Here is a 21563-nt window from a genome sequence, read left to right as displayed (position 1 = left end):
ATGCCTTGCCGGCGCGGCCCTTTGCATGTGAATGATTGTAATGCTGCTCAGTGCACCCGTTGCAGGCGCAGGCCGTCGAGCACGCTCTGCAGGGCACGCTCGAACAGCAGGCCGTCATCGAGCAGCCGCACCTCGCCGCGGCCCAGGGCCTGGGCCAGGCTGGCCGAGTTCCATTCGCGCACCTTCATGCCGGTGCGGTTGGCAAAGACCAGGCGGTCGCTGCTGTCGATGCGCGCCACCAGCTTGCAGCGCAGCGGTTCGTCGTCATCGAGCACTTCGACCCAGGCGCCGATACGCAGGCACCGGACCAGCCGCCGCTCGGCCACCTGGCCATCGGCCTGGCGCAGTGGCGCACAGGCCGGCTCCTCGGCGATGGCCAGGACGATATCTTCGGCAACCAGCATCTCCTGCGACGCCGCTGCGGCCCCCCCGCAGGCACGCAGGTGCAGTTGCTCCAGTTGGGCAAAGAATTCGCGGGTCGCCTGGGAGTCCAGCGCCACGCTGGCCAGGCCATCGCGCAGGGCCTTGAGCAGGCCGGGCACCTGCTGCAGCAGGGCGTGTGGCTCAGCGGCGGGGGCGAGGCTGCCGAGCAGCGTGTCCATGGTCGCCACGGCTTGCCGCCACGCTGCGGACGCCTCGCCTTGCCTGAGCCAGGCCAGCAGCAGCACCTGGCTCCAGCCCTGCACCAGCATCTGCACCACCACCTGCGGCAGCACACGCCCGCGCAGGCGTTGATTGAGCACCTGCTGCACCTGTTGGCGGGCAAGCAAGGTACGTGCACGGCCCTCCTCGGCATCGCGGGTGCGTTGTTCGAGCAGTTCGTTGCGACGGCGCTCGTCCTGGCTGAACGCAACGAAGTCTTCCAACAGCTCGGCGAACAGCGCGGGGTCTTCGGTGAAATCGTTGAGCAGGCGCTGGACGATACGCTCAACCCGCACTTGCAGGCTGTCGCACGGGCTGTCAGTGCCGGCCTCCCAACCGATGGCCGCGGCGGCGATCTCGTTGAGCAGGCGCCGCGCCGGGTGGCTGGCCCTGCTGAACAGGCCCTTGTCCAGCAGGGCGACCTTGAGCATCGGAATGTGCAGGCGCGCGATGAGCGTGCGCAGGCTGCGTGGCAGGTTGTCGTCGCCCTCGATGTAGGCGAACAGCAGGCCGACCAGGTTGATCATGTCTTCGTCGGCATGGCCGATGCGCCGGCGCGTGCCGCTGCGCACGCTGACCCGCAGCAGCAATTGCTCCAGCTGCTGGCCCAGGTCGAAATCGTCTTCGTCGATGGCTGCAGGCACGTAGTTCTGCAGGTGCGACAGCAGGCGCAGGAGGTCGCCGGTGCTGATCGGCTGGGCCGTGGCGACTGACTGCAGGCGCGGCGCAACGCGCCCGCGCGCAGGTGCCAGCAGGCCCTGCAGCGAAGCGATGAAGGCCTGCCCGGCGCTGTCGGCAACACTGTCGTCATCAGGCCCGAGGCTGGCCGCCATCCGCCGTGAGCCCGGGCGTCGGTCTTCGGCCCGCCGCCGCGGCGCCGGCGGCAGCTGCGCCAGCACCCCGGCGGCGGCCAGCAACTGGTTGGCTTCAGCGTAGAGCACGTCGATGTCACGCAGCACATAGCGCTCGAACAGCTTCAGCAGCACCAGCTTGACCCGCAGGCCCACCCCCAGGTTGCGCCCGGCATCGAGGAAGTAACCGCACAGCGCGGCCGGCCCCAACGGATTGTGCTGCTCGGCCAGCGTGCATTCGAGCAGGCTCTGCAAGCGCAGCCCCAACTGCGCGAGGGCGACACCGTCGCGGGACAGCACCCGTGCAACCATGCCATCGACGGCCACCGTACGCTCGAGCTGGGCGTTGCTGCGCGACCCGCCCGATTGGCCGAGCGGGTCGCGCTGGCCGATGCGGGCGAAGGTGTCATGGAAGATGTCGAGGAAGCCGCGCTCGATGCTCTTGCGCTTGAGGCGCAGGTCGCGCATGGCTTCGAAATAGAGGTTCTGGTCGAAACGGTCGGGTGCCCGGTCGGCCATCTCGAACAGCGTGTCGTCGGCATTGTCGAACAGGTCCTGCAGGCCCTGACGCAACTGCAATGCGGCCTTGTCGCGCACCTGCAGGAGCAGCACCGGTAGGCAAGGCAAAGGCGTGCGCGCGCCTTGATCGATGGCGGCCGCCAAGGGCACCACCTTGCCTTCTTTATGCATCCCGGACTCCTTGCTGGGTGACTTGTTCGTTGGGGCGAAGAATCGTCAAAGCTATGACGCCAAATACTGGGCGCCATTATCGATAAAAATGCCGACAGCCGCCAGCCTCTATTCATCGGCCGGGTACTGACCCTGGTTTCACCTGATCGCTCCCGCGACCTGACCAAAGGTCGAGGCGCAAGCGGCTGTACAGCGAGGCCCCCTGCCCTATAATCGCCGGCATCTAGCTTGTGGAGCCGACCATGCCGAACCTACGCCTTGCCGACCTGACCGCCGAGATCGAAGCCAACGTGCGCCGCGCGCTGCTGGAGGATATCGGCAGCGGCGACATCACCGCACAGCTGATCCCGGCCGAGCGCCTGGCCAAGGCCACCATCATCACCCGCGAAGACTGCGTGATCGCCGGCACCGCCTGGGTCGACGCGGTGTTCCGCCAGCTCGACCCGCGGGTGGCGGTGCACTGGCAGGTCGCCGACGGTGAGCGCGCCACCGCCAACCAGCCGCTGTTCCACCTCGAAGGCCCGGCCCGCTCGTTGCTCAGCGGCGAGCGCAGCGCGCTGAACTTCCTGCAGATGCTGTCGGGCGTGGCCACCCGCGCACGCTTGCTCGCCGATCTGGTGGAAGGCACCTCGGTGCGCCTGCTCGACACCCGCAAGACCCTGCCAGGCCTGCGTCTGGCGCAGAAGTACGCGGTGACCTGCGGCGGTTGCCACAACCACCGCATCGGCCTGTACGACGCCTTCCTGATCAAGGAAAACCACATCGCCGCCAGCGGTGGCGTGCCCGAGGCCGTGGCAGCCGCGCACCGCATCGCCCCGGGCAAGCCGGTGGAGATCGAAGTGGAAAGCCTGGACGAACTGCGCGAAGCCCTGGCCGCCGGGGCGGACATCATCATGCTCGACGAGCTGACCCTGGACGAGATGCGCGAAGCCGTGCGCATCACCGCCGGCAAGGCCAAGCTGGAGGCCAGCGGCGGGGTCAGTGAAACCACCCTGCGGGTGATCGCCGAAACCGGCGTGGACTACATCTCGATCGGTGCGATGACCAAGGACGTGAAGGCGGTGGACCTGTCCATGCGCCTGAGCCTGTGAATAAACGGCAGGCATGAAAAAACCGGCCAGAAGGCCGGTTTTTCTTTACCCGAATCAGAACGAGGCGTTGGCCAGGCCGTCCAGGTAGCGCTCGACGTCCAGCGCGGCCATGCAGCCGGCACCGGCCGAGGTGATGGCCTGGCGGTAGACGTGGTCTGCCACGTCGCCCGCGGCGAACACGCCTTCTACGTTGGTGGCGGTGGCGTTGCCTTCACGGCCGCCGTTGACCACCAGGTAGCCGTCCTTGAGGGTCAGCTGGCCTTCGAACAGCGAGGTGTTCGGGGTGTGGCCGATGGCGATGAACACGCCGTCGACCTTGATTTCGTCGAAGCTGCCGTCGTTGTTCTTCAGGCGCGCACCGGTGACGCCCATGTTGTCACCCAGCACTTCGTCCAGGGTGGCGTTGAGCTTGAGCTCGATCTTGCCTTCGGCGACACGGGCGTTGAGCTTGTCGATCAGGATCTTCTCGGCGCGGAAGGTTTCACGGCGGTGGACCAGGGTCACCTTGCTGGCGATGTTGGCCAGGTACAGCGCCTCTTCCACGGCGGTGTTGCCGCCACCGACCACGGCGACCGGCTTGTTGCGGTAGAAGAAGCCATCGCAGGTGGCGCAGGCCGACACGCCCTTGCCCATGAACGCTTCTTCGGACGGCAGGCCCAGGTAACGGGCGCTGGCACCGGTGGCGATGATCAGCGCGTCGCAGGTGTAGGTACCGCTGTCACCTTGCAGGGTGTACGGCTTGTTGGCCAGGTCGACGGCGTTGATGTGGTCGAAGACGATCTCGGTCTCGAAACGCTCGGCGTGTTCCTGCATGCGCTGCATCAGTGCCGGGCCGGTCAGGCCATGGGGGTCGCCCGGCCAGTTGTCGACTTCGGTGGTGGTGGTCAGCTGGCCGCCGGCCTGCATGCCGGTGATCAGCAGCGGCTTGAGGTTGGCGCGGGCGGCATACACCGCGGCGCTGTAACCGGCAGGGCCGGAACCGAGGATGATGACGCGCGAATGACGTACTTCAGACATGTCGAACTCCTGTCGAGCGGGCCGCAGGGGCCGGCACGGTGTACCGGCTGCGCCAGCCGAGTATTGAAAAGGACCCACGCAGCACTTGGGGAAGGCTACAACGCGCAGGTCCATAAAGCGAAAGTGAGCGCACTGTAGCGAGGTGGCAGAGATTAAGGAAATATCCTTCGACAATCCACCTCATAGGCATCTTCTATCTGCGAATTTCACCGTGGCAAATCGCCCCGGCGCTTTTGTTACAGGCGGTTTCTTCATGCCCGCCTGCCTTTCGTCGGCGCGGCAAACTCGGTAAGGTCAGCGGGTTTTCCTTCTCTGCGGAGTTTTCCGATGCAAGCCCCTGTCCTCTCCGGCCCCCAGTACCTGCGCGAAGGCCTGAAACTGGTGCTGAGCCCCAACCTGCGGATGTTCGTGCTGCTGCCGCTGGCGGTCAACCTGCTGCTGTTCGGCGGCCTGATCTACTTCGCCGGCCACGAATTCGGCCTGTGGCTCGATGCCTTGATGCCGACCCTGCCGAGCTGGCTGAGTTTTCTTTCCTACATCCTCTGGCCGCTGTTCGTCGCCTTGCTGGTGCTGATGGTGTTCTTCACCTTCACCCTGGTGGCCAACGTCATCGCCGCGCCGTTCAATGGCTTCCTGGCGGAAAAGGTCGAGGTGGTGGTGCGCGGTGAAGACCCCTTCCCGGCGTTCAGCTGGGGCGAGCTGGTGGCCATGGTGCCGCGCACGTTCAGCCGCGAAATGCGCAAGCTCGGCTACTTCCTGCCACGGGCCATCGGGCTGTTCATCCTGTCGCTGATCCCGGTGGTCAATGTGGTCGCCGCGCCGCTGTGGCTGATGTTCGGCGTGTGGATGATGGCCATCCAGTACATCGACTACCCGGCGGACAACAACAAGATGAGCTGGCAGGACATGCTGGCCTGGCTGCGCAGCAAGCGCTGGCAGTCGCTGGGCTTTGGCGGCATCACCTACCTGGCGCTGCTGGTGCCGCTGGTGAACGTGCTGATGATGCCGGCGGCGGTGGCCGGGGCGACGCTGTTCTACGTGAGGGAGCGCGCGTAATAACTATGTAGCGCATGGCCCACGCCTGCTTGATTTCCAATACGCCCAAGGCCGCACTCAGGCGGCCTTGAGCAATCTGGAGATTGAAAATGGCAGCATTCAGAACAATAGAATTCCCAGACGTAAAATCGAACGACTTCATCGAACTGGCGGGCGTCGAGCCACACCGGCAAGGTTTCGTGGTCGCCGAGCACCGCGCGAAGTGGCGCCTGAGCCAGCTGCTGGAGGCCAACAACATCTGGCACCCTTACGATCAGATCCACTTCACGGCCCACCCGGTGGACGGCGTCATCATCTACAGCAAATCGCTGGTGGAGATCATGACCTATGCCGTTATCGAAAGCTCGCGCGAGTCAACCCAGTTCGGCACGAATGGCGCCTTCTACTCGCTGCCGCATAACACCAGCATCGAGGCAAACCTGAACCTTGAAGCAGACCTGGTCAGTGCAGTGATGGGGTTCGTCTACGACCACATCAAGGAAACCGAAGCCAAGGGTTGAGGCACGCCCTGCCCAGACCAGAAGCTTGAGATCGGGGCCGCCGGCGGCCCCTTTCGCTGCGCGGGTCAGTGGCTCAGCTGACTGGAAAACTGCCCCACCGCATCCACCACCTTCTTCGCCCCTTCCTGGATCTCGACGATCACGCCCCCGGTATCGGCGGCCAACGCCAAGCCCTGCTCGGCCTGGCGCTTGCTGGTGTCGATGATGTCCACCGCTGCCTGGGCCAGTTGCTCGTTCTGCTGCACCACCTTGGCGATTTCCTCGGTGGCGCTGCTGGTACGCGAGGCCAGCTGGCGCACTTCGTCGGCGACCACGGCAAAGCCACGGCCCTGCTCACCGGCGCGGGCGGCCTCGATGGCGGCGTTGAGCGCCAGCAGGTTGGTCTGCCCGGCGATGTCGCTGATGGTCTTGATGATCGCGCCGATCACCTTGGACTGCTTGTCCAGCGCCTGGATGCCATCGGCGGCATCCTGCATCGAACCTTCCAGGCCGCGCATCACCTCGACGGTCTGGGTCACCACGTCGGTGGCCTTGCGCGCGCTGTCGTCGGTGGCCAGCGAGGTGGAATAGGCGATGTCCGCGGCCTGGGCCACGGCCTGTTCCTGGTTGACCTGATCGGTGATCACGGTGGCGAACTTGACTACCTTGTAGAGCACGTCGTGGGCATCGAAGATCGGGTTGTAGGAGGCCTCCAGCCAGATCGTGCGCCCGTGGGCATCGACCCGCTTGAAGCGGTCGGCCACGTACTCGCCACGCCGCAGCTTGTCCCAGAACGCCTGGTAGCCGGCCGAGTTGGCTTCTTCCGGTTCGCAGAACAGGCGGTGATGTTTGCCGCGCACCTGTTCCAGGTTGTAACCGACTGCATTCAGGAAGCGATCGTTGGCGGTCAGCACCTCGCCCTGGAGGTTGAACTCGATAACGGCGGTGGAACGCATCAGCGCCTTGATCAGGCTCTCATGCTCGCGCGAGGCCTCGATGGTGCGGGTCAGGTCGCTGGAGTGCATCGAGAAGTGCTTGATGCGCCCGTCGGCCCCCTTCACCGGCTGCAGGATCGAACGCAGCCAGGCCTCCTGGCCGTTGCCACGGAGCAGGCGGAAGGCCCCATTGAGGTGTTCGCCGCGGGTGATGGCGCTTTTCATGCGCTGGTAGAAATCGAGCTTTTTCACGTGCACCGGCACGATGTCTTCGATGTTGCGGCCGATCAGTTGTTCGGCGCGATACTGCATCTCGCTTTCGAAGTTGGCATTGACCTGCTCGATGCGCCCCTGGGGGTCGAGCTGCAACACCAGCATCTCGCTGTCGAGGCTGCTCTTGACCTGCTCGCTGGCCGCCAGTTGTTCACGCAGTTGCTGGATTTCTTGCTTGAGCTTGCTGTTGAACATCACCGCTCCCGGAGCGCATCGACCGACTTGGATGCATCTTCATCGGCTGCCGTGATGGCCACTTGAGCTCAGTGCAAACAAAAAGTCATACCGTCGAAACTGCCGGAAATCAGGCGTCATCTGTCCGTCACAACACCGTCACATCAGCGCAACGGAGCGAGCGGAAACTTTTTGACATGAATACACCCGCACTGCGCATCACCCTCGTCAGCGAAACCTTCCCACCCGAAATCAACGGCGTGGCCAATACCCTTGGCCGCCTCAGCGAAGGCTTGCGACAGCGCGGGCACCAGGTGGAAATCGTCAGGCCGCGCCAGGCCGATGAAGCGCCTGTGGCAGATGACCAGGACGTGCTGCTCTGCCGTGGCTGGGCCCTGCCCGGCTACCCCGGCCTGCAGTGGGGCGAGGTGTCGATGCACAAGCTGCTGCGCCGCTGGCGACGGCAGCGCCCGGATGTGCTGTACATCGCCACCGAGGGCCCGCTGGGGCTCAGTGCCCTGCGCGCGGCGCGGCGCCTGGGGGTGGCGGTGGTCAGCGGCTTCCATACCAACTTCCCGCAATACTCCGGCCAGTACGGCCTGGGCCTGCTGGCGCGGCTGCTCACCCATTACCTGCGCTGGTTCCACCGGCGCACGGCCGCCACCCTGGTTCCCAGCGTCAGCCAGCGCCTGGAACTGCAGCGCCGTGGTTTCGAGCGCCTGGCCTTGATGGCCCGGGGCGTCGATGCCTGCCTGTTCAACCCGGCCCGGCGCAGCCAGGCGCTGCGCGAAAGCTGGGGGCTGGGGCCGGATGACATCGCCGTGCTGCACGTCGGGCGCCTGGCCGCGGAAAAGAACCTGACCCTGCTGGAGCCTTGCTTTCAGGCACTGCAGAAGGCTTATCCACAGTTGCGCCTGCGCCTGGTGGTGGTGGGCGACGGTCCGCAGCGCGCAGCCCTCCAGCAACAGTCGCCGGATGCCGTATTCTGCGGCGCCCAACGTGGCGAGGCCCTGGCCGAGCATTATGCCAGCGGCGATTTGTTCCTGTTCCCGAGCCTGACCGAAACCTTCGGCAACGTGGTGCTCGAAGCCCTGGCTTCCGGGCTGGCGGTGGTCGCTTACGACGAGGCCGCCGCCGCCCAGCACATCCGCCATGGCTACAGCGGCGCCCTGGCCATGCCCGGCGACCAGGCCGCCTTCATGGCGGCAGCCTGCTGGCTGCTGGAGGAACCCGAAACCCTGCGCCGGGTGCGCCTCAATGCCCGCCAGCACGCCAGCCGCCAGGGTTGGCCGGCGATCGTCGAACAGTTCGAATCGCACCTGTTCAACGCCTGCCAGGCGACGCCTGCCGGCCTGCCGCTGACGATCAAGCCAGGGTCGTCAACGCCTCACGGCTGAACGGCAGCACATCGGCCTCGCGCCCTTCTCGCACCTTTTGCGCCCACTCGGCATCCACCAGCAACGCCCGGCCGACTGCCACCAGGTCGAATTCCTCGTCGCCCAGGCGGCGCAGCAGGCCTTCCAGGCTGGCCGGCTTGGCCACCTTGTCGGTGTCAACCATGAACTGCAGGAACTCGCCATCCAGGCCGACGCTGCCGACGGTGATGGTCGGTTTGCCGGTCAGGGTGCGGGTCCAGCCGGCCAGGTTCAGCTCGGAGCCTTCGAACTCCGCTTCCCAGAAGCGTCGGGTCGAGCAGTGGAAGATATCCACACCCGCATCGGCCAGCGGCGCGAGGAAGGCCGCCAGGGCTTCCGGCGATTCCACCAGGCGGGCGCTGTAGTCCTGCTGCTTCCATTGGGAGAAGCGGAAGATGATCGGGAAGTCCGGCCCTACCGCGGCGCGCACGGCCTCGACCAGCTCGATGGCGAAGCGCGAGCGGCCGGCCAGGTCGCCGCCGTATTCGTCGTCACGGCGGTTGCTGGCTTCCCAGAAGAACTGGTCGATCAAGTAACCGTGGGCGCCGTGGATTTCCACGCCGTCCATGCCGATGGCCTGGGCGTCGCGTGCGGCCTGGGCGAAGGCCGCGATCACGTCACGGATGTCGTCGTGGCTCATGCCGTGCACCAGCACCTGGCCGTCCTTGACCTTCTCGCTCGGGCCGTAGCCCGGCACACTGGCGTCCGGCTCGGTACCCAGGCGGCGCACCGCGCCCACGTGCCACAGCTGCGGGACGATGCGCCCGCCTTCGGCGTGCACCGCATCGACCACCTGCTTCCACCCCGCCAGGGCCGCTTCGCCGTGGAACTGCGGCACATTGGGGTAGCCATTGGCTGCCTTGTGCGCAACCGTGGTGCCCTCGGTGATGATCAGGCCCACGCCAGCCGCGGCGCGCCGACGGTAATACTCGACCACGCCCGCGTGGGGCACGCCGCCGGGGCAGAAGGTGCGGGTCATCGGCGCCATGACGACGCGGGTCGGCAGCTCGAGCGCGCCGAGGGTGAAGGGCTGGAACAAGGGGTTGCTGGACATGGGGGCGCTTCCGTCTGGGGGAGGAAATGCGCCTGAGGTTAGGGGCTGCGGGGGGCGTGGCCCAGCATTATTGATCTGGGTGATTCGCAGATATTGTGATGTGAAGGATGTGGGAGCGGGTTTACCCGCGAATGCGTCGGTTCGGCCACTGCAGCATTCGCGGGTAAACCCGCTCCCACAGAGTACGCCATCAGATCAGGGCTTTTTCGATGGCCTGTACGACCGACGGATCATCCGGCGCGGTGCGCGGGGCGAAGCGCGCCAGCACGCGGCCGTCCTTGCCTACCAGGAACTTCTCGAAGTTCCAGGTGATGTCGCCCGGAAACTCCGCCCCCTCGCCCGCCAACAGACGGTACAGCTGGTGACGCTCGTGGCCATTGACCTCCAGCTTGGCACCCAGCGGGAAGCTCACGCCATAGTTGAGGCGGCAGAACTCCTGGATTTCTTTCTCGCTGCCCGGCTCCTGCCCGGCGAACTGGTTGCAGGGCACGCCCAGTACGTGGAAACCCTTGCCCTTGAATTGCTGATGGAGCTTTTCCAGCGAAGCGTATTGCGGCGTCAGGCCACACTTGGAGGCGACATTGACCACCAGCACCACCTGGCCCTTGAACGGCGCCAGGGGCAGGTCCCCGCCGTTCAACGCCTTCAACGTCAGGTCGTGAAATGCACTCATGTTGAATCCCCTCTCAGGTTCCCGATTACCGCCAGGGGCAAATCGCGCCCACTAAAAAGGCGCTCCTCCGAGCCCTGCAGTGCCCCCGCTGAAGAGGCATGCCGGCTTGTCCGAGCGCCTGGCGACTTTCTGAGCTTAGCGCAGAAAATCAGTGGTGGTGGCCACCTTCACCGTGGATGTGACGGTGAGCGATTTCTTCTTCGCTGGCGTCACGCACGTCGACGACCTTGACCTTGAAGTTCAGGCGCTGGCCAGCCAGCGGGTGGTTGCCGTCGACGGTGATGTCGTCGCCGTCGATGTCACGGATGGTGACGATCTGCATCTGGCCATCCGGCGCCGAAGCGTGGAACTGCATGCCCACTTCCAGCTGGTCGACGCCTTCGAACAGGCTGCGGTTCAGGGTGCTGACCAGTTCGGCCAGGTATTCGCCGTAGGCGTCTTCCGGCTCGATGGCAACTTCCAGCTCGTCGCCGGCCTGCTTGCCTTCCAGGGCTTTTTCCAGGCCCGGAATGATGTTGGCGGCACCGTGCAGGTAAACCAACGGCGCACCGCCGGCGGAGCTGTCGATGGTCTCCCCGGCGTCGTTGGTCAGGGTATAGTCGATGGACACAGCCTTGTTGGCGGCGATCAGCATGGGGCAAGACCTTTTGCAAAAGAATGTAGAGCGCACAAGTGTAACCAACGCACCGCCCGATTGCGAACGCGGCGCGGACGAGGGGCGGCCCATCAGTCGGATCCTCGGCTTTCACCAGGACGAGGACGGCCACTGGGTGGTCGAGCTGTCCTGCGGCCATACCCAGCACCTGCGCCACCAGCCGCCCTGGCAGGCACGGCCGTGGGTACTGGACGCCGAGCAGCGCGCACGGCGCATCGGCAAGGCGTTCGCCTGCGGCTGGTGCGCGAAAGGGGCCGATAGCGCTACCCTTGGCCGTTGATTTTTCTTGCACCGCTTATTTCGAGAAGCACGCATGCAGACATTTTTCATTGCGCCGACCGACTTCGGCGTCGGCCTGACCTCCATCAGCCTGGGCCTGATCCGCACCCTGGAGCGCGCCGGGCTCAAGGTCGGCTTCTTCAAGCCGATCGCCCAGCCCCACCCCGGCGACACCGGCCCGGAGCGCTCCAGCGAACTGGTCGCGCGCACCCATGGCATCAAGCCGCCGCTGCCCCTGAACCTGGCCCAGGTCGAGCGCATGCTCGGCGACGGCCAGTTGGACGAGCTGCTCGAGGAGATCATCCGCCTGTACCAGCAGGCCTGCGTCGGCAATGACGTGGTGGTGGTCGAAGGCATGGTGCCGACCCGCCACGCCAGCTACGCGGCGCGGGTCAACCTGCACCTGGCCAAGAGCCTGGACGCGGAAGTGATCCTGGTCTCGGCGGCGGAAAACGAAGTGCTCAGCGAGCTGTCCGGGCGGGTCGAACTGCAGGCCCAGCTGTTCGGCGGCCCACGTGACCCGAAAGTGCTCGGTGTGATCCTCAACAAGGTGCGCACCGACGAGAGCATGGCCGACTTCGCCACCCGCCTGCGCGAGCACTCGCCGCTGCTGCGTGGCAACGACTTCCGCCTGCTGGGCTGCATCCCATTCCAGAGCGAACTGAACGCCCCACGCACCCGTGACGTCGCCGAACTGCTCGGTGCCCAGGTGCTCAATGCCGGTGACTACGAGCAGCGGCGCATGAACAAGATCATCATCTGCGCGCGCACCGTGGCCAATACCGTGCCGCTGCTGACCCCGGGCACCCTGGTGGTGACCCCCGGCGACCGCGACGACATCATCCTTGCCGTGAGCCTGGCGGCGCTCAACGGCGTGCCCCTGGCCGGCCTGCTGCTGACCAGCGACAGCAAGCCCGATGCACGCATCCTCGGCCTGTGCCGCGGGGCCCTGCAGGCCGGCTTGCCGATCCTTTCGGTGAGCACCGGTTCGTATGACACGGCCAACCTGCTCAACTCGCTGAACCGCGAGATCCCGGTGGACGACCGCGACCGCGCCGAATTCATCACCGATTTCGTCGCCAGCCACCTCGACGCCGCCTGGCTGCACCAGCGCTGCGGTACGCCACGCGAGCTGCGCCTGTCGCCGGCGGTGTTCCGCTACCAACTGATCCAGCGGGCGCAGCAGGCCAACAAGCGCATCGTCCTGCCCGAGGGCGCCGAGCCGCTGCTGGTGCAGGCCGCGGCCATCTGCCAGGCGCGCGGCATTGCCCGTTGCGTGCTGCTGGCCAAGCCCGAGGAGGTCGAGGCCGTGGCCCGCGCCCAGGGCATCAGCTTGCCTCCGGACCTGGAAGTGCTCGATCCCGAGCTGATTCGCGGGCGTTATGTGGAGCCGATGGTCGAACTGCGCAAGAGCAAGAACCTCAACGCGCCCATGGCCGAACAGCAGCTGGAAGACCCGGTGGTGATCGGCACCATGATGCTGGCCCTGGACGAGGTCGACGGCCTGGTCTCGGGCCTGGTGCACTCCACCGCCAACACCATCCGCCCGGCCCTGCAACTGATCAAGACCGCACCGGGTGCGAGCCTGGTGTCGTCGGTGTTCTTCATGCTGTTCCCCGAGCAGGTGCTGGTCTACGGCGACTGCGTGATGAACCCTCACCCCAATGCCAGCGAGCTGGCCGAGATCGCCCGGCAGAGCGCCGAATCGGCGCAGGCCTTCGGCATTGCGCCGCGGGTGGCGATGATCAGTTATTCCAGCGATTCGGCCAGCGACGAGGAAGTGGGCAAGGTGCGCGAGGCCACGCGCCTGGCGCAAGGCGCGGAGCAAGGGCTGCTGATCGATGGGCCCTTGCAGTACGACGCGGCCGCCAACCCGGAGATCGCCCGCCAGCTGGCGCCGGACAGCGCGGTGGCCGGGCGTGCGACAGTCTTCGTGTTCCCCGACCTGAACACCGGCAACACTACCCACAAGGCGGTGCAGCGCAGCACCGACGGGGTCAGCCTGGGGCCCATGCTGCAAGGATTGCGCAAACCGGTGAACGACCTGCCGCGCGGCGCGCAGGTGGACGATATCGTCCACACCATCGCCCTCACCGCGATACAGGCCAGCGTCAGCCGCTGAAACGAAAAAAGGGCAGGTCGATAACGACCTGCCCTTTTTGCTTGCAGCCAGCGCTTAGGGGTACTGCTGAACCTGGCCTTGCTGCTGGTCGTACTGCTGGCCCGGAATCGGCTTCAGGTTGACCTCCACGCGGCGGTTCTGTGCCCGGCCATTGGCGTCGGCGTTGCTCGCCACCGGCTGATCCGGGCCCATGCCACGCACTGTCACGCGCGAAGCGTCCACGCCCTGGGACGTCAGGTAGGTGCTGACGGCCTGGGCACGGCGCTGGGACAGGTCCATGTTGTGCTGGCGGCTGCCGGTGCTGTCGGTGAAACCGACCACTTCGATGGTGTTCTGGTTGAACGACTTGAACGAGTTGGCCAGGTTGTTCAGCGGGTTGTAGAAGCTCGGCGAGATGTTGGCCGAGTCGGTGGCGAAGGTGATGTTGCCCGGCATGATCAGCTTGATCTGATCGCCCTGACGCTGCACTTCGACGCCGGTGTTGGCCATCTTGGCGCGCAGCTCGGCTTCCTGCTTGTCGGCGTAGTAACCATAACCGGCGGCGGCTGCACCGACGGCGGCGGCACCGATCAGCGCACCTTTGCCGCGGTTGTTGTGGTCGATGGCGGCACCGGCGATGGCACCGGCCAGGGCGCCCAGGCCACCGTACTTGGCGGTCTTGCTCATGCCCGAGGACTCGCCCTGAGCCTGGCCCTGGCTGTCATAGGGATTCTGCCCGGCGCAGCCGGTCATCAGGGCTGCAACGGTTGCGACGATAATCAGACGACGCATGGTGAACATGGACGAGCTCCTACAAATATTCGTGTGTACGGCAGATCGCGACGGGATCTATGCCAGCCTTGGAACGCGCCGGCAGGGAAAAATTCCATGAAGGCTTTTTCACGCCGGTTCAGCCCCGCACGAATGGGTTCTCGCGCATCTCGTCGCCCAGGCGTGTGTCGGGCCCGTGGCCGGTGACGACGGTGGCGTCTTCATCCAGGCAATACAGCCGCTCCTTGATCGAACGAACGATAGCACGCTGGTCACCACCCCACAGGTCGGTGCGGCCGATACCACGGCGGAACAGGGTATCGCCGGCCACCAGCAGCTTGGCTTCGGCGAACCAGAAGCTCATCGAGCCCGGCGTGTGCCCCGGCGTGTGCAACGCCACGCCACAGCCGCAGGCCAGTTCCTCGTCGTCGCCCAGCCAATGGTCCGGTGGCGGCACCGGAGTGTAGGGCACGCCGAACATCTGGCACTGCATCTCCAGGTTGTCCCACAGCGGCTGGTCGTGCTTGTGCAGGTGCAGGGTGGCGCCGGTCAGCTCCTTGAGCTTGCCCGAGGCGAGGAAATGGTCGAAGTGCGCGTGGGTGTGGATGATGCTCACCAGGGTCAGGCCATGGGCCTGCAGGCGGGCGAGGATCTTCTCCGGGTCACCGCCCGGGTCGACGACGATGGCCTTCTTGCTGAGCGGGTCGCCGATCAGGGTGCAGTTGCACTGCAGGGGACCGACGGGGAAGGTTTCGCGGATGAGGGTGGTGGGGGCGGTGTTCATGGGCTTCTCGATCAAATGAATACGTCGCCGCAACCGAAATCATTTCAGGTTCGCGAGCCGGCCAACGGACCTGCCGGCTCCAGCGCCTCACCCCTGGTTTTGGCGACGTGAAGAAAACGCAGCTGGTTTGCGGAGATCGGCCCGGCCAGTCGCCGTGCCTCAGCCTCGAATTTGGCTACGGATGATGGTTTTTCACGACTTTTTTCAGATCGCATGCTCTTCACCTAGCTTCGCCAAGTACAGGTTGGATGTTATTCAGGATCAACGCTAATCACAAGCCGACCATCGGCCATGCTGGTAAAGCCCAACGCTTCATACAGTGGCCTGACTGCATGGACAGGGTCCTGTATCTCGATCTCGCGACATCCCAGCATCCGGGCGTAAAGGTCTATGGCCGTGAGCGCCAACGAGGCAATTTCGCCCTTGAGCGGGTGAGCCTTGTCAGGCTTGCTCTCCAGCAAGATGACCTTGATTCGCAAGCGGCTCTTCCGTGGGCTTGCGTAGCAGAGGCCGCAGAGCTCAGGCCCATACCAGATCGAGAGATCGAAACCTTTGGGATCGTGCACTTTCCATGAACTGACTTCGTCCCAAGGGAACAGCGGGGCGCCCTCCCCCCACGCCAGGCACGTGGCAATCACTTCATGGGTAATGGGTTCCATGCGCACACGATCAGCCTCAAGCCCTTCTCTGAGCAAGCCTTGCCCCCGGGAAATCAGCGTGCAGGAAAGTTTCCTGGCCTGTGAGCGAAACACCTGGTAACGAAGGTCGTTATTGCGCCTTCTCATACCTGCAAAACAGTTGGCAGTGGGATGTAAATGCTCAGGGATTTCTTGTTCACGGATGCTCGCAAAGTCAGTAATTAAAAAGCGATTACTACCAGTGAGAACACCAAGAAAAAAGGGCCGAATGGCCCTGTTCCCGTGCTTCAGACTTGTCCCACACAACTCAGGGAATGCTCCCCCGCACATCTTCTTTGGGTGTTCGAAATCATGACAAATACACCGAGCTGATCAAGGCAAGAACAACCTGAACAACCCGCCCCCCAACGCCCCACCGTTGGTAATCTCGATCCGCCCACGCACGCCGTCACGCTCATGCAGCGCTGCGATCCGCGCCGCGAAGTACAACCCCAACCCGGTGCTGCCGCTGTGCGGCTCGATGCCTTGCACGTAATCGTGCTGGCGCTCGAGCATGCGCGCCGGGTAACCGGGGCCGTCGTCGTTGACGCTGATCACCAGCTGGTCGTGCTCTTCGCCGATGGTGATCAGCAGCGTATGCCCGGCATAGCGGGTGGCGTTGGTGACCACGTTGGAAATCACCGAAGCGACCAGTTCGCGGTCGAAGAAGCCCAGCGGGTTATCGGTCTCGACACGCCAGGTGGCAAGGATATCGTTGTGCTGCAGCACCTGCTGGTGAGCGGCCAGCTGGGCTTCGATGAAGTCCTCCAGCTCGTGGTAGTCCGGGCACACCGGCAACTGGTTGACCCCGAGCTTGTACAGGCCGAGCATCTGCACCAGCATGCCGTTGAGGTGACGGAACTCATGCTCGATCACGCCTTGCTCGCTGCCGCCGCGCAGTTCTTCGGGCAGGCGCGCCAGCCACTGGTCATGGGACTGGATCAGCGCCGACAGCGAGTTCTTCAGGTCGTGCACGGTGGAGGCGATCACCGTGGAAAAATCCAGCCCCTGGTTATCCTGGCTCATGCCCCGAAGACCTTGATGTGCAGTTTGCGGTAGCGGTCGAAACGGCTGTCGCTGGCGGGGATCCCGGCCACGCGGGTCAGGCAGTCGCGGCATTCCTGGAGGATTTCCGGCGGCGCCGTGTCACCGCCGATGCGCAGCAGTGCCTGGGCGGTATTGAGCGCGATACTGATGTTCTTCGGCTGCAGCGACAGGGCCTTGCGGAACATCTGCAGCGCTTCGTTGAGCTGCCCGAGCTGATAACTGCGCACGCCCTGGCGGTTGAGGTCGACGGCCTCGGTGACCGCGCCAAGCACGGCCGGGTCGTCGGTCAGCTTGGCCACGCTCTGCATGACCTTGGGGTCGTCGCCGTAGGTTTCCACGCAGCCCTTGAGGATGCTGCTGCCGGCCGCGTCCTGGCCGAGCGCCTGCAACTGTTTGGCCACCGTCAAGGCGGCCTCGACCGAGAAGAACTGGTCCATCTTCTCCAGGCGCTGCATGGCCTGTTCGGTGAGCTTGGCGGCAGTCTCCGGGTCGCCGGCCTGCTGCAGACTGGCTGCCTTCATCAGCCGCGCGCGCACTTGCAGGCCCTGGTCCTCGACGTTGTCCTTGGCCACTTCGCTGAGCACGGTGTTGATTTCGACCCGGGCCCGGGCATCCAGGCCGAAGCCTGCGTTCTTGCTCATCAGCGCCTGGACCAGCCCGAGGTTGCTTTCGGCATCCTTGTAGCGCGAGCTCTGGCCCTGGTTGACGGCGTGGCGGAAGGCCTTGGAGGCACTCTCGAAGTCTTCGTTGTCCAGCGCCAGCTTGCCCAGCGCGGCCTGCCGGCGCACCGCCAGGGGCGACAGGCGCACGGCCTCTTCAAGCAGCGTCTGGGCGCGCTTGGTCTCGCCCTGGGCCACCAGCACCTCGGCCATGCCGTCGTACAGGCCCGGCATGATCGGGAAGGCCTTGAGCGCCTGCTCGTAAACGCCCTGGGCCTGGGCGTTCTGGCCACGCTTGTGCATCAGGTTGCCCAGGGCCGAATACACCCAGGGCTGCGGACGGCTGGCAAGGATGCCCTTGAGAAACTTTTCCAGCTCATCGAAACGGTTGAGGTCGCGCAGGGCATCGGCGCGGTAGCGCAGGCACAGCGGCGCGAAACGCGGGTCTTTCTTGCACAGTTCGGCGCAGGCGGCCAGCACCTCGGCCGGGCGGCCGCGGTCCAGCGCCTGGAGAATGGGCTTGAGCAGGGTCTTGCGCTGGGTCAGCTTGTCCAGGCGCTGGGCCAGGCCCACCCGGTTGAACGGTTTGGTCAGGTAGGCATCGGGCTCGTGCTCCAGGGCGCTGAGGACGATGGCCTGGCTGCTCTCGGCGGTGACCATGATGAACACGCACTCATGGCTGATCAGCTTGTCGAGGATCAGGTCCTCGAGCACCTGCTGGCCGTTCTTCTTGCCATCGCCGAGGTGGAAGTCCTGGAGGATGAAGTCATAGCGCTTCTGCCCGCACATGCGCAGGGCCTGTTCGCCGCTGTCGGCCGTGTCCACGTCGCGCACGCCCAGTTCGCGCAGCATCGACCGGGTCGATGTGCGGAAGTCGGTGAAGTCGTCGACGATCAGAAAGCTCTTTTGCCCGTACTGCAGCATCAACTCGACCTGTATTGGAATGATTGGAGAATGGCGCGAAGCGAAGCGATGCATACCGCCGAAACCTGTATCGACCAAGGATCGGGAAAGATGAGGGCGGTAGATGCCAGGCGTGAATGGTGGCGCCAAGCCATCATGTTATCGGTTGAGTGCAAGACCGACCAGTGTCAGGCCAACAGGCCCAGAGACTTGGCCCGGGCCACGGCCTGGGTACGCCGCTCCACCCCAAGCTTGCTGTTGATGTGGCTGGCGTGGGTCTTGACGGTGTGCAGGGAGATGAACAGGCGTTCGCTGATCTGCTGGTTGGAACAGCCCAGGGCGATCAACTCGAGCACGGCCAGCTCCCGCCCGCTCAGCGCCTCGCCCGTGCCACTGCTGGGCGCGACCGGCTCAGGCAGCCGTGCCAGCAGGTCGACCTGTACCGGGCAGGCCGGTTGCGCCAGCAGTTGCTCCCGCAGCCACAGCGGATGCAGGTCGAGCAGCTGCTGGAAGGGCTGCAACACCCCGCCACGTGCTGCCTCCAGGGCCTTGGGCAACAGCTCGGCGGCCTGCGCCTCGCCACCTTCGGCCAGCGCCAGGGCGATCCACTGGCACAGCGCATGCACGCTCAGCATCAGCCCACCACTGGCCTGGCCACGCTCGGCCAGATGGCGCAAGCGCGCGACCGCCGCCTCGCGGCGCCCTTGAACACGTTCGAGCAAGGCCTGCTGCAAGGCGATGTGCAGCGGCAGCAGGGGGTGGAACTCGGGCGCTGCGGCAGGCTGCTCGCCCGCGTAGGTCTGCCCCAGGCGCAGCAGCCAGGACTCGGCCAGGTCGGTGCGCCCCTGGGCCAGCCACAGCTCGCACTTCACCAGGGTGATCATGGCCAGGTAGAAGATCGGCGGTACATCCCAGATGTGCATCAAGCGCTCGGCTTCGGCCAGCTCGGCAAAGGCTTCGGCGTACTGGCCCTCGCGGCCATCGAGCGAGGCGATCACGCAGTGGCCGATCAGCACGCTGATGTCGCGGCAGGCACGTGCCTCACCCAGCCCTGCGCGCAAACGCGCTCGCCCCTGCGCAGGCTGCAGGCGTGCCACCAACAGGTAACCTTCGTACAGGGTCAGGCGCGCGCGCACGGCGTACAGCCGCTGCGCCGAAAGGCCCTGCAGGCGTTGCAGCCCCTGGCGCACTTCGTCCAGGGCACGCAGCACCTCGCCACGGGCGTGCAGCACGCGGGCCCGGTCGTAATGCGCCAGGGCTTCGAACAATGGATTGCCGACCCGCTGCGCCAGCTCCAGCGCTTCGCGATTCCAGCCGCGGGCGCGCCAGAAGTCGGCATCGGCGATGGCCAGGTTGGACAGGGTCGACAGGCACACCAGGCGCTGGCCATAACGCTTGCTCGGCAGGCTTTGCAAGGCTTCGCCGCAGTAGGCCAAGGTGCGCTCGCGGTCGCCACGGCCGCGGGCGATCACCCCGCTCAGGGCCAGCCACTGGGCGAGCATGGACTTCTGCGCGGTGGCCGACGGTGCTGGCAGGAATCGACTGAGGTAGCTGGCCAGCTCTTCTGCCGCATCGAGCTGGCAGGCCAGGCCCAGCGCCCAGCTGTACAGCACGATCAGGCGCGGCGTGCTGATCAGCAGGCTATCGGGCAGGTCCATCTTCCAGCGCAGCAGCATGCCGACATTCTGCTCGGCCAGCAGTTGCTCCTCGGAAAGGCTCTGTACCAGGTCAGCGGCGACGTCCAGATGGCCGGCGCGCAAGGCCTGTTCCACGGCTTCGTCGAGCAGGCCCTGGGCCTGGAACCAGCGGCAGGCACGCAAGTGCAGGCGCGCCGGTGGCTCGCTGGCCTGGCGGCTGCGCAACAGGTCGGAGAACAGGTGGTGATAACGATACCAGTGGCCATGTTCGTCCAGCGGCACCAGAAACACCTGATGCGCCTGCAGGTAGCGCAGGATCGCGGCGCTGTCCTGGCGCTCGCGCAGGGCATCGCACAGCTCGGCGCAGAAGCGCTCCTGGCAGGCGGTGTCGTAGAGAAAGGCCTGCACGTCCCGGGGCAGGATGTCGAAGACTTCTTCCAGCAGGTAGTCACGGATCAGCCCCTCCCCGCCGTGCAGGGCCTGGGGCAAGGCATGTTGGTCCCCGCACTCGCTGGCCGCCAGTTGCCAGAAACGCAACCCGGCCACCCAGCCATCGCTGCGCTGGATCAGGTTGTCGAGCGCCTGGCCCCGCAGCCCGGTGGGCTGGCGGCCGATCACCGCCAGGGATTCGTCTGCGGTCAGGCGCAGTTCCTGTTCGTTGAGTTCGACCAGTTGCCGCTGCAGGCGCAGCCGGGCCAGGTGCCAGTCCGGGCGCTGGCGGCTGGTGACCAGCAGCACCAGCCCGGCAGGCAGGTGATTGAGGAAGAACTGCAGGCAACGGTCGAGCACCGCGCCCTGGGCCAGGTGATAGTCGTCCAGCACCAGCAGCAAGGGCGTATCGGCGTGCAGGTACAGCGCAAGCTCGTCGAGCAGCCCGTCGATCCATTCTTCGTAGGCGAACGGCTGGTGGCGCTGGCGCATCTTCAGCAGGCCCATGGCCTGGCCACCCAGCGCCGGGCAGTATTGCTGCAGGCCTTCGAGCAGGCGCTCGAGGAAGCGACCGGGGTCGGCATCGCGTCGGCTCAGGCCCAGCCACAGACTGCGCCAGTGGCCCGGCAGCGCCTCGCAAAACTCCATGGCCAGCGAGCTCTTGCCGAAGCCTGCGGGAGCGTTGACCAGCAGCAGGCGCCCGTCCAGGCCGGCCTGCAGGCGCTGGCACAGGCGGGCGCGCGGCACGTGGCCGTGCGGCAGCGGCGGACGGAAGAAGCGCCCGTCCAGCAGGCCCAGGGCCTGGCTGGCGAATCCATGCGTACGGGACAAGTCTGTCATGGCCGGCTCGTTCTGGTGGAAAGACAACGGCGGTACGGATGCTTGCGAGACTAGCGGGTAATGCAACGCATTTGAAGATGATGGGCGCCATTGCCGTGGAAAAGACTGCGACAAAACGCAACATGGCGCATGGACAGTGGCCTGCAGCGAGGGTTTGGCGGGATATTCACCGGCTTTATCGCCCGGCAAGCTGTGTGGGAGCGGGTTCACCCGCGAACACCGGCGAAGCCGGTGCCATGCACCGCAGTGGGTTCTTCGCGGTAAACCCGCTCCCACAGGGATTGCGCCAGCCTTCGGCCTGTTGTGATGGGCGCCATTGCCGTGGAAAAGACTACGACAAAACGCAACATGGCTGACGGACAGAGGCCTGCGGCAAGCTGTGTGGGAGCGGGTTCACCCGCGAACACCGGCGAAGCCGGTGCCATGCACAC

Annotated in this window: 19 protein-coding genes; 6 read left to right on the top strand and 13 right to left on the bottom strand. The window is 65.4% G+C overall.

The annotated features are described in order from the left end of the window. Positions 1 to 47: 47 nt before the first annotated feature. Positions 48 to 2183 carry a DUF1631 domain-containing protein gene (locus ACIP21_RS24135; protein WP_400693045.1) on the bottom strand — a complete coding sequence of 712 codons (2136 nt, stop codon included), beginning with the start codon at positions 2181 to 2183 and terminating at the stop codon, positions 48 to 50. 242 nt (positions 2184 to 2425) lie between these two features. On the opposite strand from ACIP21_RS24135, the gene nadC reads away from it, so the two are divergent. Continuing rightward, positions 2426 to 3274 carry a carboxylating nicotinate-nucleotide diphosphorylase gene (gene nadC / locus ACIP21_RS24130; RefSeq protein WP_400693042.1) on the top strand — a complete coding sequence of 283 codons (849 nt, stop codon included), beginning with the start codon at positions 2426 to 2428 and terminating at the stop codon, positions 3272 to 3274. Positions 3275 to 3328: 54 nt separating this feature from the next. Here the strand turns inward: nadC and trxB are convergent, their stop codons facing one another. Continuing rightward, on the bottom strand, positions 3329 to 4291 hold the full coding sequence (gene trxB / locus ACIP21_RS24125; protein ID WP_400693039.1) for a thioredoxin-disulfide reductase: 963 nt from the start codon (positions 4289 to 4291) through the stop codon (positions 3329 to 3331). A 327-nt stretch (positions 4292 to 4618) separates the two neighbouring features. Between trxB and cysZ the strand changes: the two genes are divergently transcribed. Together cysZ and ACIP21_RS24115 are read left to right on the top strand one after the other, a co-directional pair. Next, complete coding sequence (gene cysZ, locus ACIP21_RS24120; RefSeq protein WP_400693037.1) at positions 4619 to 5347, top strand: sulfate transporter CysZ; 729 nt, start codon at positions 4619 to 4621, stop codon at positions 5345 to 5347. A gap of 89 nt (positions 5348 to 5436) precedes the next feature. Beyond that, positions 5437 to 5847, top strand: a complete 411-nt coding sequence (locus ACIP21_RS24115; RefSeq protein WP_400693035.1) for a hypothetical protein — start codon at positions 5437 to 5439, stop codon at positions 5845 to 5847. Positions 5848 to 5912: 65 nt separating this feature from the next. On the opposite strand, the gene ACIP21_RS24110 is transcribed toward ACIP21_RS24115, so the two are convergent. After that, positions 5913 to 7229 carry a methyl-accepting chemotaxis protein gene (locus tag ACIP21_RS24110; RefSeq protein ID WP_400693032.1) on the bottom strand — a complete coding sequence of 439 codons (1317 nt, stop codon included), beginning with the start codon at positions 7227 to 7229 and terminating at the stop codon, positions 5913 to 5915. Positions 7230 to 7405: 176 nt separating this feature from the next. Here ACIP21_RS24110 and ACIP21_RS24105 point away from each other — a divergent pair, with 176 nt between their 5' ends. Beyond that, positions 7406 to 8605, top strand: a complete 1200-nt coding sequence (locus tag ACIP21_RS24105) for a glycosyltransferase family 4 protein (RefSeq protein ID WP_400693029.1) — start codon at positions 7406 to 7408, stop codon at positions 8603 to 8605. Here the strand turns inward: ACIP21_RS24105 and ACIP21_RS24100 are convergent. The 3 genes from ACIP21_RS24100 to ACIP21_RS24090 form a co-directional block, all read right to left on the bottom strand. Beyond that, positions 8574 to 9677 carry an NADH:flavin oxidoreductase gene (locus tag ACIP21_RS24100; protein ID WP_400693026.1) on the bottom strand — a complete coding sequence of 368 codons (1104 nt, stop codon included), beginning with the start codon at positions 9675 to 9677 and terminating at the stop codon, positions 8574 to 8576. The two genes, ACIP21_RS24105 and ACIP21_RS24100, sit on opposite strands and share 32 nt — an antisense overlap. Positions 9678 to 9867: 190 nt before the next feature. Next, a complete protein-coding gene (locus ACIP21_RS24095) occupies positions 9868 to 10350 on the bottom strand; it encodes a glutathione peroxidase (RefSeq protein ID WP_400693023.1) in 483 nt (160 codons plus the stop codon). A 148-nt stretch (positions 10351 to 10498) separates the two neighbouring features. Beyond that, positions 10499 to 10984 (bottom strand): peptidylprolyl isomerase, encoded by a 486-nt coding sequence (locus ACIP21_RS24090; RefSeq protein ID WP_027918346.1) that lies wholly within the window; start codon positions 10982 to 10984, stop codon positions 10499 to 10501. Between ACIP21_RS24090 and ACIP21_RS24085 the strand changes: the two genes are divergently transcribed. Further along, a complete protein-coding gene (locus ACIP21_RS24085) occupies positions 10983 to 11285 on the top strand; it encodes a DUF3565 domain-containing protein (RefSeq protein ID WP_400693020.1) in 303 nt (100 codons plus the stop codon). The two genes, ACIP21_RS24090 and ACIP21_RS24085, sit on opposite strands and share 2 nt — an antisense overlap. A gap of 33 nt (positions 11286 to 11318) precedes the next feature. Further along, positions 11319 to 13406 carry a phosphate acetyltransferase gene (gene pta, locus ACIP21_RS24080; RefSeq protein WP_400693017.1) on the top strand — a complete coding sequence of 696 codons (2088 nt, stop codon included), beginning with the start codon at positions 11319 to 11321 and terminating at the stop codon, positions 13404 to 13406. A 54-nt stretch (positions 13407 to 13460) separates the two neighbouring features. Here pta and ACIP21_RS24075 read toward each other — a convergent pair whose 3' ends face one another. The 7 genes from ACIP21_RS24075 to ACIP21_RS24045 all read right to left on the bottom strand — a co-directional run. Next, positions 13461 to 14186 carry an OmpA family protein gene (locus tag ACIP21_RS24075; RefSeq protein ID WP_400693015.1) on the bottom strand — a complete coding sequence of 242 codons (726 nt, stop codon included), beginning with the start codon at positions 14184 to 14186 and terminating at the stop codon, positions 13461 to 13463. A 109-nt stretch (positions 14187 to 14295) separates the two neighbouring features. After that, on the bottom strand, positions 14296 to 14940 hold the full coding sequence (locus ACIP21_RS24070) for an MBL fold metallo-hydrolase (protein ID WP_400693013.1): 645 nt from the start codon (positions 14938 to 14940) through the stop codon (positions 14296 to 14298). A 251-nt stretch (positions 14941 to 15191) separates the two neighbouring features. After that, positions 15192 to 15599 (bottom strand): N-acetyltransferase, encoded by a 408-nt coding sequence (locus tag ACIP21_RS24065; RefSeq protein WP_400693011.1) that lies wholly within the window; start codon positions 15597 to 15599, stop codon positions 15192 to 15194. 351 nt (positions 15600 to 15950) lie between these two features. Continuing rightward, entirely contained in the window at positions 15951 to 16643 is a 693-nt protein-coding gene (locus ACIP21_RS24060) for a sensor histidine kinase (protein WP_400693008.1), read from the bottom strand. Then, positions 16640 to 18247: a tetratricopeptide repeat protein gene (locus tag ACIP21_RS24055; RefSeq protein ID WP_400693005.1), complete on the bottom strand. Its 1608-nt coding sequence runs from the start codon at positions 18245 to 18247 to the stop codon at positions 16640 to 16642. The genes ACIP21_RS24060 and ACIP21_RS24055 overlap by 4 nt, the downstream gene beginning before the upstream one ends. A gap of 167 nt (positions 18248 to 18414) precedes the next feature. Further along, a complete protein-coding gene (locus ACIP21_RS24050) occupies positions 18415 to 21132 on the bottom strand; it encodes a LuxR C-terminal-related transcriptional regulator (protein ID WP_400693002.1) in 2718 nt (905 codons plus the stop codon). 206 nt (positions 21133 to 21338) lie between these two features. Beyond that, positions 21339 to 21563 (bottom strand): hypothetical protein (locus tag ACIP21_RS24045; protein WP_400692999.1); only part of this gene is annotated, 225 nt, incomplete at its 5' end.

Source organism: Pseudomonas sp. NPDC089401 (assembly GCF_044749485.1).
GTDB lineage: Bacteria > Pseudomonadota > Gammaproteobacteria > Pseudomonadales > Pseudomonadaceae > Aquipseudomonas.
This window is presented reverse-complemented; position numbering and strand designations above follow the sequence as displayed.